The following is a 12,540-nucleotide window of genomic DNA, read 5'->3' as shown; positions in this document are numbered from 1 at the left end:
GGTATCGGCATGACCAATCTCTGGATTCCCAATCAAGTTGGGAATGACGCGGGCAGTGTGGGAATAACGCGGGCAGTGTGGGAATAACGCGGGCAGTGTGGGAATAACGCGGGCAGTGTTGGGAATGATGCGGGCAGTGTTGGGAATGACATGACATCATTAAAGCATCCGCCTAAGGCGGACAAAAGGCCGGACAGTAGTGATTCTGCATTATTCATAAATTTTAATCCGCCATAGGCGGACTCTTCTGTCAGAGCTGTCGGAAGTAACTTCCGACAGTACAAGGTAATTAATAAATATACAGACAGCAAGTTGCCGAGATTACAATTGAATTATATATCCCGGCAATATTGAATTTATTATGCGCCAATAATCCTCTTCGGATTAATGAGTCGCTTCAAGTTCTTTTTGGTTTGCCTTGGATACTTTTATTCTGTTTGGTTTTTTACCAGAACTTTTTATTTGCCCGCTTGCTGATTTTGCTAAAATATCCAATAAAACTCCGGTTTGTGATGGTGTGCCGATAGTAATTCTTACATAATTATCGAACCCAGGAATGCCGAGAAGATTGTTTATAAATATTTTATTTTCTGTCAGCGTTTCTGTTAAATTATTAATATCATTAATTTTCAGCAGGAAGAAATTTGCCGGGGTTATTCTGAAGTCATATCCAAATCTTGTCAGATTTTCGGACAGCATTTTTTTCGATTCATTGATTAAATGAACATAATTGGCAGTATAGTTAATATCATCAATAGCCGCCTCTGCAGCAATCTGAGCTAAGGCATCAGGTCCCTTATAGTATCCGAGTCTGTTAATATGCTGCAGGTTATCCGCATCTGTTAAAAGATAGGCAACATCACATCCGGCTAAGGCGAACGCTTTGGAAAAGGTTCTGATAACTGTCAGGTTGGAATATTTTGCAATCAAATCGACTACTGATAAGCCATAAAACTCAAAATATGATTCATCGATAACCACTAATACGTTTTTGGCATAAGAGAGCAGAAATACTATCCCTGCCTCAGTAATTATCGAACCTGAAATGCTGTTTGGATTAGGCAAATATATAAGCTTTGTTTTGGAGGTTATATAAGCGGTTATTTCTTCAATATTACCCTTAAAAGAATCAGTTTGTTTTGCTGAAATTACTCTGGCGCCCGCGCCAACAGCGTATTCTTTAAACATCCTTTCGGCTGGCCAATCAGTTATCGCTTCATCGCCCGGTTGAAGATAGGTTCTAACTAAAGTATCTAAAGCTGTTGACATGCCAGAATAACAGGCTATGCAATTAGCCTCGACACCAGTGTAATTTGATAATTTGGTGCGCAGTTTTTTCGACCTGAAATCAGGATAATGGTTCAATGATAAGCTGTTCAACGATTCTGAAATTGCCCGAGCAACCAAAGGCGAGGGAGTAACAGTTGCCTCATTATGGTTAAGCCTTAAAAATGTTTCTTCCTCCAAACCTGATATTGCCGCCGATAAGCCATTTTCCGGTTCCTCCATATCAAATATATGCGGGGCTGCCTTAACTAAATATTTTTTCATAAATACGCCTCATTATTTTATCATCAAGTCATCTTCTTGCAATTATTCATTTAATCTATCTATAACAAGAGCTGTCGTTGCCATTGTGCCAATTATGGTAGCTGAAGTGGTCAGGATTTTGCCCCAATTAGTTTTCCGTTTAATCTTTGAGGGGATTACTATGGCATCCCCTAATTGGATTTTAGCGTTTCGCGCCTTGCGGCCGTAAAAGACCATGCCATTAGGCTTCACGAGCCGCAGTTCAGACTTGTCGCCATCCGGAGTGCAGCCTCCTGCCCGTTCGATATAGTATTGCGATTTTTTATTTTTTATAAAGGAAATAGTTCCATTTGCCGCAACGGCGCCGATTATCTGGACGCCGGAGGGATATTTAGGTATAAAGATATAATCCGAATCCGCCAAAACAATATCGAGAGGACTGCCGTGATTTTTCAACATTTCCGGCAAGTCAATTATTATCCGATTCAATTGTGAGGGGTTAAACTTTACCTGCGTTTCCGTTTTTATACTTCCGGTAGAATCATAATAAGCTTCTTGAGTGTTTTGAATTATCTGGCCAATATTCCGCTTTGAGATATTTTTTTCAATTGTTTTACGGTAATACAATGCTCCCTCGGGAAAGGCAGTTGGCGTAATTCCACCGGCTCTGGCGATTAAATCCGATAGTCTTTCATCTTTATCCTTGATAGCATATTTGCCCGGGAAAAACACTTCTCCCTCTATAGTAACAATTTCAATTGGCTGCCAGTCGGGGATTTGACGGATGAAAACATGATCATCCTCTTTGAGCAAAATATCAGCTTCAGGCTTCTTGTTATTCAATATATCCTCAAGATCAATAAGCATAATATCAGCTGCTTTGCCGGGATTAACCCGAGCCACTTCGCATTGAACCAAATAAGCTTGTTTGGTCAGATTGCCAGCTAAAAATATCAAATCCGAAAGCTTCATCTGGTTGTATAATTTATACTTATCGGGTTTTTTAACCTCTCCGCCTATACTGACATATTTAGTTCTCGCAATATCAGCGAAAGAATAAATCACTAAGCTGTCAAATGGCGCGAGCAAAATATCGCAATCATTTTCATTATTAAGAATATCCTCCAAATTGATTGGGATAATAGACTGCGAACCATCGCTTTTAATTCTGAACAGATCTGCTCTATCTAAATAGACATTTTCCTTAAGTTGTTCTCCTTTAGCTATTAGATGTGATATTCTCATCGTATCATTTATACCATACGAACCCGGATGTTTGACATGACCTGACAGAAAAACCCGGTTCTCATGAAAATCATAGATGGAATAAACCGTAACTTTATCGCCATCCTGAAGTTTTATATTGTTTAATTCGGTATTATTGCTATCAGCAAGATTCAAGTCTTTTAATATTCGGCTGTCATTTGGCCCGATTCTATCCAAACCGACCGACTGCAAATAAGCCTCCGGTTTGATGCCGCCTGCCAGTTCAATCGCCTCGACTATTGTTTCATTGCTTGATAATTCATATATTGCCGGACGTTTCACCTCGCCGGCTATTGCTGCCAGCGGCCCATTTACTGGTACATAGACAACATCGCCTGATAACAGTTTTAAACCTTTGCTGCTATCTCCTTTTAATAGAAGGTCATATAAATCATAGCTATTGACAACTTTGGTATTGCGAATAAGTTTGATATTGCGAAGGCTGCCGTTTTCGGTTATTCCTCCGGCTGTATAAAGAGCATGAAGAAGATTGGAAAGCGAGGAAACCGTATAACCGCCCGGCTTATTAACCTCACCGAATATATATACGGTTATCTGGCGAAGTTTGCCGTATGATATCGAGAGCTGATTATCGGAGTAAACTTCATTGAGGCTTTTTTTAAGTCTTTGCGTAAGTTGTGTAAGCGTAAGACCCGAGGCTGTTAGTTCGCCAATTTTCGGGATAAAAATCCTGCCTTCACGGTCAATTGTAAGATTCAGCTCCAAATCAGCCCGCCCCCAGACATTGACAATAATATTGTCGCCCGGTCCTAAAACATAACCATCAGGCGGTAAATCATAAGGGTTTGGAATAAACGACAAATCGACATCATTGAAAATGTCATGGCCAAAAAGCTTGAGTTCCGGCTCCTTTACTTCACCGGAATCTTCACAATCAGTTAAAAAGTCATGTCTTTTAAGCTTTTCTTTCTCCTTATCAGACAATTTTTCGTTATTAAAAATCTTCGTTGTGTCATCATCAATTTCATAGATTTCCGGCGATGAATATTTTTCGGTTTCGGTGTCCCGTACGCTTCTTTTATTATCGTATTTTTCAAACAGTTCTTTTTGGGCTGGCGTCAATTGAGCATAACAGAAGACAACGTTTAGCAGGCATACTAACACGCAAATTAAAATTCTTTTCATAATCCTTCCCGATAACAAGAATTAATCATTATTTTCCATATGATTTAATGGCAAACAACGTGCCGCTGCCGCCGGATTTGAGATATTCCCTGTAATACATTATCAGTCAATTAAAAAGATAAAGTTTTCAGTTGAAAATATTATTTAAAGCGGCAAAAAGGGGAAAAAATGTTTCGGTTTTAACTGAAAAATGTTCTTATCTATATATAAATATAAATGACGATAAATATTTAGTTGTAGTTGGTTTGTTATTATTGAATAATATCAACGATTAGATAATTAATGAGATTTTTCGGAATTGTTAAAAAAGTCTTGTCAAAAGGGTTTTTAGCTATTAATTTCAAGTTAGGAAAGTTATGTTTATCACGGTAATGAAATCCAAGATTCACCGGGCTGCTATAACCGGCGCTGAACTCAATTATGATGGTTCTATATCTATCGATAAAAAGCTTATGGAAACTGCCGGCATATATCCCCACGAAAAAGTTCAGGTGGTCAATCTCAATAACGGCAATCGGCTGGAAACTTATGTAATTGAGGCCAAGCCCGACAGCGGCGAAATATGCCTGAACGGTCCGGCGGCTCGTCTGGGAATAAAAGGCGATATAATAATTATAATCTCCTACTGTCATCTTCACCCCGAAGAAATAGCTGACCATAAACCGATAATTATTAAAGTGGATGAAAAAAACAGACCGGCATAGGAAATATCATTATTGTTGGTTTCTCATTATAGCAGCAGGATATTAAGCTATATTTATTTATTGCTAAACTTTTTACTTAGGAACGCAATTCTTGAAAGTTAACCAATTAACAACCTTACTATTTACTTTGGATATTTAAACGTTATGAGTGATGCAATCAAAAGTAATACAGCGGCTGTCATATTGGCGGCAGGACTCGGCAAACGTATGAAATCTGATTTGCCAAAAATACTTCATAAACTTGGCGATAAATATCTTGTCGATTATGTTATTGAAAATGTCAGGCAGGCTGGAGTAGAAAAAATCATATTGGTAATTGGCCATAAATATGAACTTGTTCAAACAAAACTTGCCGACAGGGGAGTTGAATTTGCTATTCAACAGCCGCAGCTGGGAACCGGCCATGCGGTGCAGATAGCCATGCCTGCCCTTGGTGATTTTAACGGCGATCTATTAGCGCTATGCGGTGATATGCCGCTGATTTCCTCCTCGACTATTGCCGGCTTATTGGAAAAGCGCCGAAAAACCGGGTCAGCCGCAACAGTGTTAACTGCGCGGCTTGATAAGCCGGGCAGTTATGGCAGAATTGTCCGCAATCGGGATGGTTTTTTGAAGGCTATTATCGAGTATCGTGATGCCGATGATAATATTCGTCAAATCGATGAGGTTAACACCGGCGCTTATTGTTTTGACAATCGCGAATTAAAACCGGTTCTAAAACAGTTAAAATCGGAAAACGCCCAATCTGAGTATTATCTTACTGATACAATCGCTCTATTTCGGGAAAGAGGCCTAAAGGTGTCGGCGCTCATTTCCGATAATCCGGATGAAGGACTTGGAATCAACTCTAAAGAAGAATTAATTTTGATGGAAACCAAAATCAAGGAACAAAGAAAATAGATTTCAGTAAAACAATAAAAAGATTGACAGAACAATTTTAGCGTTGTAACTTTATTAACCACATTTAGTGGGAGGGTAAATATTGGAAATGAGAAAATTTATTTTAATAATTGCGGTCATATTGTTAGCTGGTTCGGCTTATGCTCAGCTTCAAAGTAATTTACCTTTGAGTTATGCTCCTGCTAAATCATCATTTTCACTTTTTGACCCCAGTCGTTTTCACATGTCGCAAAGTTATTCGTTTATGTTCATGTCATCGAATTCCGGTTCGCAAAGCTTGGGCATGTATTTGAATTCTATTGAATACCAAGTATCCAATCCGCTTAATATAAAATTGGATATTGCGTATGTTCATCAACCCGGAGCATTTTTTAATACAAGCGGAGTTTCTTTAACTGATGGTCGTATATTGCCGGCAATTTCTATCAGCTATAGGCCTACGAAAAATCTATTATTCCGGTTTAATTACCGGCAAACGCCGCTATTCTATCAGGACAACAATTCTGCATATGATAACAATTATTATTCTCGGGAGGGGGATCGTTAGACGCCAACATTACTATTAATTTCTCCCAAAAAACATGCCAACAATAAGAAAATCTAAAAAGAAAACAAGCAGTAAATATTTAAAAAGCCCTGGAATAACAGGCTGGGCGGTGATATTTCTATCGGTTTTTATCGTCGTGTTTTTAGTTTCGATGTTTTTACCGCGCTCGGAAGTTAGCCTATCCAAGTCTGTGCCCAAAATTATCCGCCTTCAACTTTTAAATGGCTGCGGTGTAAGCGGAGCCGCTGAAACTATGGCTAAAGCCTTCATGGAGTCATCCCCTGAGGTATTCTTTGACGTTATCGACAAAGGCAATGCGAAAGTGAGTAATTTCGAGCATACATTAATATTAGACCGCAAGGGAAACCAGGAAAATAACGGCCATTATTCCAATGCCGTCTTGTATGTTGCTGAGCTTGCGAAAGTCAAGCAAGACCAGCTGCTAATTCAGAAATTGTCTGATAATTTGCTTGATATTGATGTAACCGTTATAATTGGCAGTGATTACTCATCAGTTTTAAAAAACATAATAAACGAGGTTAATTAACTATTGACGCCTAAACAAATAGCTCGCAAAGTTGGAAAACTCGCCCTTGAGAAAAACGGATTCGATGTATATCTTATGGATCTTCGCAAGAGTTCGGATGTAACTAATTATTTTGTAATAATTAGCGGTTCTGTTGATGTTCATGTAAAGGCGATTACTGACAATATAATAGGGGGATTAAAACAAAAAGATGTTCGCGCTTGGCATGTTGAGGGCTATAAAAACCTTAAATGGGTTTTACTCGACTATATAACAGTAGTTGTGCATATTTTTCAACCCGATGTCAGGGAATACTATTCACTTGAAAAATTATGGGGAGATGCGCCTGGCGAAAAACTGGAATAAAAACCTTTTGACCGCGTAACGAATTAACTGATAACGAGTTGGCTGCGGAGGCGATTTAGCTGGCCTCTGTTTCTCCCATAAAATAATGATATAAAAGGAGTATTTTTTATGGATATTGTTGAATTAAAATCAAAAACTATTAATGACCTTACATCGTTAGCCGAGGAACTTCAGGTTCCCAGTGTCTCCAGCTTGAAAAAATCCGAGCTGATTTTTAAAATCCTCGAGGCGCAAACCGAGCAGGATGGTCTTATCTTTGCCGAGGGAGTGTTGGAAGTGTTGTCTGAAGGTTATGGCTTTTTGCGAAGCTCGGACTATAACTATCTTCCCGGTCCTGATGATATTTATGTTAGCCCCTCACAGATTAAAAAATTCGATCTTCGGTCGGGAGATACTGTCAGCGGTCAGGTTCGTCCCCCGAAAGAAACCGAAAGATATTTTGCGCTTTTAAAAATCGAGGCGGTTAATTACGAAAACCCGGAAATCGCCAAACATAAAATTATGTTTGATAATCTTACCCCGCTTTACCCTGAGGAAAAAGTTAAACTTGAGGTCGATTCTAAGGATGCCACTACCAGAATTATGGATATGCTGACGCCAGTCGGCAAGGGGCAGCGCGGTCTTATTACCTCGCCGCCGAAAGCCGGCAAAACAATTATCCTGCAAAAAATCGCTAATTCGATTACTACTAATCATCCTGATATGAAATTAATCGTGCTGTTGATTGATGAGCGTCCGGAGGAAGTTACCGACATGGAGCGGACTGTTAAGGCTGAGGTTGTCTCCTCGACATTTGACGAACCCGCCGACAGGCATGTTACTGTCGCTGAGATGGTTATCGAGAAAGCCAAAAGGCTGGTCGAGCATAAAAAAGATGTTTGCATCCTGCTGGATTCGATTACTCGTCTGGCGCGCGCCTATAATTCTGTTGTACCTCACTCCGGCAAAATTCTGTCCGGCGGCGTTGATTCAAACGCCCTGCAGAAACCAAAACGTTTCTTCGGAGCGGCTCGTAATATCGAAGAGGGCGGCTCGCTTACTATCATCTCCACAGCACTTATTGAAACCGGTTCCCGCATGGATGATGTTATTTTCGAGGAGTTCAAGGGTACCGGCAATATGGAAATAGTGCTTGACAGACGCCTGGCTGATAGACGCACTTTCCCGGCTATTGATATTAACCGTTCGGGAACTCGCAAGGAAGAACTGCTGTTGACCGCCGATGAATTGAAGCGTATCTGGATTCTGCGCAAGTTTCTCAACGAGATGAGCCCGGTTGACGCCATGGAGTTTATTTTAGACCGTTTGCTTAAGACCAAGACTAACGCTAAGTTTTTGGATTCGATGAGCAGCTAACTGTCTAAGGCATTTTTTATCAGCCCGCCATATTACAGGAGTTTCCCCGTTTTTTTATACAATCGCAGGTCGGGTTCTCCGCCTTAGGCGGATGAACAAGAAACCCGACACCTTTCGCAGCAATATGCCGCCCTTTCCCTTAGCAAATCACCTGTCACTGTCCAAAATGTTGGGTTTCTCCCTCCGGTCGGAACTCGACTTACTAGCCCGCATTATTCACAAAAAATATAAGAAAGTCATTGCGAGTCCGCCTTAGGCGGACGCCTTTGGCGGGCGACGCGGCAATCTGTATGCTTATAATCAGCCAAGTAGGGCATCCGCCTCAGGCGGACGACTTTTGCCTATTCAAAATGTTTATAGTATCATCACATTTAATACTCATCGATAATCACCGTTTTGTATAGGCAGGTCTCGGAAAGACCTGCCCTACTGCTGTAATGTCAACGCCAATTGGCATACCCTACAGGCCGTATGGTACAAACGTGCCTTTGGGCGAGGGCATACGCCAGCCACGGAAAACAAAAATTCAGTTGATTTAATTTCAAGCTCATATATATTTGCAGCATATAAGGATGAATAGAAAATGCGTATGTTATTTATAATATTATGAACATAGCTATCGCCGGCGGAACCGGTTTTATCGGAAAAGTGATAATAAAAAGGCTTGTTAAGGCCGGCCATCATGTTGTCGCCCTGATTCGCCCGGGCTCTCTGCTCAAAATCGCCAGTTTTTCGGGTACGGAGTCGCGCTACATATATTACGATTCCCCCTCGCAGATTAGGAAAATCCTCGAGGGCTGCGAGGTGGTTATTAATCTGATAGGCATAATCAAGGAAACGAAAGAGACCTCATTTGATTACGCTCATCATTTGATACCTATGTCGTTAGTGAAAGCAGCGCAAGGGTCTGGCATTAAACGTTTCCTGCATATGTCGGCTCTTGGCACAGCCAATAATATCGACACCGAGTATATGGAAACAAAACATCTGGGCGAAAATGTAGTCAAGGCGAGCGGCTTGGATTATACTATTTTCAGACCATCCGTAGTGTTCGGACCGGAGGATAAATTCGTGAATCTGCTGGTGAAAGTATTAAAGTTATCTCCGATTTTTCCGGTTATCGGGGATGGCAAGTATCGCCTTCAGCCGATATCTGTCGATGATGTTGCCGAGGGATTCGTTCGCTCAATTGACAAACGCCAGACAATCGGTAAAACTTATGATATAGCCGGTCTGGACAAGTATACATTTGATGAGATGCTCGATATTATCGGTTTAGCGCTGGGCAAAAAGAAAATCCGGAAATTCCACCAGCCGGTCAGATTCGTGAAATTCAAAGCCAGGCTTTATGGGCGTTTCCTGCCTATCCCGATAACTGTTGATATGATTAAAATGCTGTTAGCGGAAAATACCTCCGGCAGCTATTCTTTTTTCAGCGACCTCGATATTACCCCAATTAATTTTGCCGAGGGAATAAAAAAGTATTTAAAATAATTATAAGGCAGGTTAAAGCTTGGCGGTTATAATAACTGCGCTTGTAAGATTATGATGATTCCACTATCTCAAGCATTTCAACTTCAAATATAAGTTTCCTGCCGGCTAACGGATGATTCAAGTCAACAGTTATGCTGTCGCTTTGTATTTCTGTTATTGTTGCCCGAATGAACTCGCCATCCGAGTGAGGCATCATCAATTGCTTGCCAACAGCTATTGTAATATTATCAGGCAAGTCGCTTTTATTTATTTTATCGGACAATTTTTCATCCCGCAAGCCAAAACCATCTTCCGGCGACACGGCAATAGTGCGCTTATCCCCGATTGCCATACCGGTGAGGCCCATCTCAAAACCCGGTACGGATTTGCCGCTGCCGACTTGTATCTCAAACGGTTCATTGTCTCGGGTGCAGTCAAATATCAACCCATTTTCAAGTTTGCCTATATAGTGTATTTTTACCGTATCGCCAAGATCTGCCTGTTTCATCTACTCCTCCGGAGTTGGTTTTAATGCAATAGAACCTGAATAATAAGTTAACGGAAAACGATTAAGACTGCAAGCGCTTTCTTAGGCAGAATTACTCCTGGGCGTCGGGATGTCGTCCCTTCCATCCTGACGCATAACCTAACAGGTGTGTTTAAAAATTGGTTGCCCCATCCCCCGCCTCAAGCGGGGGTGGGATTCCTTTATAAAGGTGCCAATGAGGCAGCCCACTCCCGCTTTGGGCGGGAGTGGGGCACCCGACCACCCTACGTAGTTGACGCATAACCAAGAGGCAGGTCTCGGAAAGACCTGCCCTACATAGTGCTTGCTTGAAAATATTAGCGCGCATTATTCATAAAAAATATAGGAAAGTCATTTCCGCCTATGGCGGACGCCTCTGGCAGATTGACTCTACAAATCTATATCCTCACGCTATCAACGGTATCCGCATCGGCAGGCTTAACCGTAATATCATAACTACGGCGTCTGCTGATGTCCCTTTGCTCGGCAGCCGAACTGATAAATTCACTCTGCGAATGGCTTGAATTATCCTTATCTGATATGCAGCTGCCAGCTATATCTAAAACATTGACCATCACCGAATCCTTATATTTAGCATCACTGTAGCGGGCGGCAATAGCGGCGGCAAGTTCTATATCCTCAACCTGAACTTCTCCCCTGAGCGCGGCAATCGGCGAGCCGACATCCAGAACTTCTATGATCATGTCATCATCTTTAATCAGAGAAACGAGCTTATCATTTTCTTTTTCATCCCTGCCGACTACAAGCTTGCAATTTTCCGAGAGCCTGAACTGACGACCGGCGGTTAATAGATTTATATCATTGAAATCGAAATTCTTAGTGTGCATCATCAGGTCTTTCAATTTTTTGCAGTAGATGCTGTCGGTTAAATAACATCCGCCGGCAGGATTTGTATATTCTTTCAAGCCGAACTCATCGGCCAACTGCATCTGCCTTTTTCTGGAGCGTCCATTGATATCTAAAAGCCAGTCACGTTTAATCAATCCTTCTTTCTCAGGCAGTGTCGGCTCAAAAAGCTTTCCCGATAACGGCCTGACAAGCCGTCCCCCCAAACCGCATTTCTTGTCGATTAAGTTTATCGTGTTGCGCATCTGCGACATAGGCCGCTGACCTAAAACCTCGCCGGTTATAATGAAATCAGCGCCGGTCATTTCCATGTAATCTTTAGCTTCCCGCAGCATCAAAAGACGGCAATCGATACATGGATTCAGGTTTTTGCCATAGCCGTGCCGGGGGTGTTTCACAATCTCGACAAATTTCTTGCCCAGACGATGTACTTTAATCGGAAAGCTTAATTGCTTGGCAGATAGATAGGAATCAGAATCATCGGAGGACGAATCGTATATATTACAGATAAAAGGGGTCGAAAATCTAATGGCTTCAACCTGTACGCCATGACGCATCATAACAAGTATGGCTAAGGCAGAGTCGAGGCCGCCCGAATACAGAGCAATTGCTTTAGGTTTTCGCATGGCTGATAATGATGTTATAAGTTGTGTTGTGATGATGGTTCATATTTTAATGATATATTATTCGCTTTCCCGCAGCGGTTTTTGATGAATTACTCTTTTTCGATGTATATCTACCACCGCAGGAAAGTGTTCCGGTACCATTAAACAGTAAAAACTTTCGAGAAAAATTGGCATCTCTGCAAAACAATATTAAGCAGTGAATTTTTTACTTGGTTTTAAGAAAACCGTAATATTTATCATAATCGATTTTACTTAGATTCATATCGGAGTAAATTGCCTTCAGATTTTTTTGAAGGTCATTCCAGAATTCGTACGAGGCGCATTTATCTTTGCCCTTGCAGCCGCCTTCTTCTTCATCCATGTTGCATGAACTAATGATAAATGGTCCCTGAGTAGCCTCAAGAATACTAAGAAATGTTATCTCCTCGCGCGGTTTCCGCATACGGTAGCCGCCATTTACTCCTTTATAGCTATTAAGAAAACCTTTTTGGGTTAGCTCTTTCAGGATTTTAGCCAGATATTCTCTGGGGATTTTTTCGTTTTCAGCGATTTCATTGATGCTGCATGTTCGCTCGCCATTAATTGCCGCAACATAAATCAAAGCTCGAATCGCATAATCTGCTTTTCTTGAAATCTGCATATTGTTCCTCTTTCTTTAAAGGTCTATTTTATCATTATCAAATTTAATCAATCAGGTTACTAATGTC

General features: G+C 41.2%; 12 protein-coding genes. 7 read left to right on the top strand and 5 right to left on the bottom strand.

The window, feature by feature from the left end; all coding sequences use genetic code 11:
• Positions 1–384: 384 nt before the first annotated feature.
• Positions 385–1,551 carry an aminotransferase class I/II-fold pyridoxal phosphate-dependent enzyme gene (locus tag J7K40_04850; GenBank protein ID MCD6161725.1) on the bottom strand — a complete coding sequence of 389 codons (1,167 nt, stop codon included), beginning with the start codon at positions 1,549–1,551 and terminating at the stop codon, positions 385–387.
• A 42-nt stretch (positions 1,552–1,593) separates the two neighbouring features.
• A complete protein-coding gene (locus J7K40_04845) occupies positions 1,594–3,942 on the bottom strand; it encodes an SLBB domain-containing protein (protein ID MCD6161724.1) in 2,349 nt (782 codons plus the stop codon).
• 356 nt (positions 3,943–4,298) lie between these two features.
• On the opposite strand from J7K40_04845, the gene J7K40_04840 reads away from it, so the two are divergent.
• The 7 genes from J7K40_04840 (at position 4,299) to J7K40_04810 (ending at position 9,835) form a co-directional block, all read left to right on the top strand.
• Positions 4,299–4,646, top strand: a complete 348-nt coding sequence (locus tag J7K40_04840; GenBank protein MCD6161723.1) for an aspartate 1-decarboxylase — start codon at positions 4,299–4,301, stop codon at positions 4,644–4,646.
• Between the two features lie 144 nt (positions 4,647–4,790).
• Positions 4,791–5,546: an NTP transferase domain-containing protein gene (locus J7K40_04835; GenBank protein MCD6161722.1), complete on the top strand. Its 756-nt coding sequence runs from the start codon at positions 4,791–4,793 to the stop codon at positions 5,544–5,546.
• A gap of 88 nt (positions 5,547–5,634) precedes the next feature.
• Positions 5,635–6,093, top strand: a complete 459-nt coding sequence (locus tag J7K40_04830; protein MCD6161721.1) for a hypothetical protein — start codon at positions 5,635–5,637, stop codon at positions 6,091–6,093.
• 34 nt (positions 6,094–6,127) lie between these two features.
• Positions 6,128–6,640 carry a LytR C-terminal domain-containing protein gene (locus tag J7K40_04825; protein ID MCD6161720.1) on the top strand — a complete coding sequence of 171 codons (513 nt, stop codon included), beginning with the start codon at positions 6,128–6,130 and terminating at the stop codon, positions 6,638–6,640.
• 3 nt (positions 6,641–6,643) lie between these two features.
• The gene (gene rsfS, locus J7K40_04820) at positions 6,644–6,985 is read left to right on the top strand and encodes a ribosome silencing factor (protein ID MCD6161719.1); all 342 of its coding nucleotides are present in this window, start codon (positions 6,644–6,646) and stop codon (positions 6,983–6,985) included.
• A 108-nt stretch (positions 6,986–7,093) separates the two neighbouring features.
• Positions 7,094–8,341, top strand: a complete 1,248-nt coding sequence (gene rho / locus J7K40_04815) for a transcription termination factor Rho (protein MCD6161718.1) — start codon at positions 7,094–7,096, stop codon at positions 8,339–8,341.
• A gap of 606 nt (positions 8,342–8,947) precedes the next feature.
• The gene (locus J7K40_04810) at positions 8,948–9,835 is read left to right on the top strand and encodes a complex I NDUFA9 subunit family protein (GenBank protein ID MCD6161717.1); all 888 of its coding nucleotides are present in this window, start codon (positions 8,948–8,950) and stop codon (positions 9,833–9,835) included.
• 49 nt (positions 9,836–9,884) lie between these two features.
• Here J7K40_04810 and J7K40_04805 read toward each other — a convergent pair whose 3' ends face one another.
• The 3 genes from J7K40_04805 to J7K40_04795 form a co-directional block, all read right to left on the bottom strand.
• A complete protein-coding gene (locus J7K40_04805; GenBank protein MCD6161716.1) occupies positions 9,885–10,322 on the bottom strand; it encodes a peptidylprolyl isomerase in 438 nt (145 codons plus the stop codon).
• Between the two features lie 416 nt (positions 10,323–10,738).
• The gene (locus tag J7K40_04800) at positions 10,739–11,833 is read right to left on the bottom strand and encodes a hypothetical protein (GenBank protein MCD6161715.1); all 1,095 of its coding nucleotides are present in this window, start codon (positions 11,831–11,833) and stop codon (positions 10,739–10,741) included.
• Positions 11,834–12,038: 205 nt separating this feature from the next.
• Complete coding sequence (locus J7K40_04795) at positions 12,039–12,473, bottom strand: Rrf2 family transcriptional regulator (GenBank protein ID MCD6161714.1); 435 nt, start codon at positions 12,471–12,473, stop codon at positions 12,039–12,041.
• Positions 12,474–12,540: the final 67 nt, after the last annotated feature.

It is taken from the genome of Candidatus Zixiibacteriota bacterium (assembly GCA_021159005.1).
GTDB lineage: Bacteria > Zixibacteria > MSB-5A5 > UBA10806 > 4484-95 > JAGGSN01.
The sequence above is the reverse complement of the archived record's forward strand: the minus strand, read 5'-3'. Positions and strand labels throughout refer to the sequence as shown.

Bases quoted from the DNA above. Each gene is read 5' to 3' on its own strand.
- J7K40_04840 (MCD6161723.1), top strand. From the start codon at position 4,299: ATGTTTATCACGGTAATGAAATCCAAGATTCACCGGGCTGCTATAACC.
- J7K40_04805 (MCD6161716.1), bottom strand. From the start codon at position 10,322: ATGAAACAGGCAGATCTTGGCGATACGGTAAAAATACACTATATAGGC.
- J7K40_04835 (MCD6161722.1), top strand. From the start codon at position 4,791: ATGAGTGATGCAATCAAAAGTAATACAGCGGCTGTCATATTGGCGGCA.
- J7K40_04845 (MCD6161724.1), bottom strand. From the start codon at position 3,942: ATGAAAAGAATTTTAATTTGCGTGTTAGTATGCCTGCTAAACGTTGTC.
- J7K40_04810 (MCD6161717.1), top strand. From the start codon at position 8,948: ATGAACATAGCTATCGCCGGCGGAACCGGTTTTATCGGAAAAGTGATA.
- J7K40_04800 (MCD6161715.1), bottom strand. From the start codon at position 11,833: ATGCGAAAACCTAAAGCAATTGCTCTGTATTCGGGCGGCCTCGACTCT.
- J7K40_04850 (MCD6161725.1), bottom strand. From the start codon at position 1,551: ATGAAAAAATATTTAGTTAAGGCAGCCCCGCATATATTTGATATGGAG.
- rho (MCD6161718.1), top strand. From the start codon at position 7,094: ATGGATATTGTTGAATTAAAATCAAAAACTATTAATGACCTTACATCG.
- J7K40_04795 (MCD6161714.1), bottom strand. From the start codon at position 12,473: ATGCAGATTTCAAGAAAAGCAGATTATGCGATTCGAGCTTTGATTTAT.
- J7K40_04825 (MCD6161720.1), top strand. From the start codon at position 6,128: ATGCCAACAATAAGAAAATCTAAAAAGAAAACAAGCAGTAAATATTTA.
- J7K40_04830 (MCD6161721.1), top strand. From the start codon at position 5,635: ATGAGAAAATTTATTTTAATAATTGCGGTCATATTGTTAGCTGGTTCG.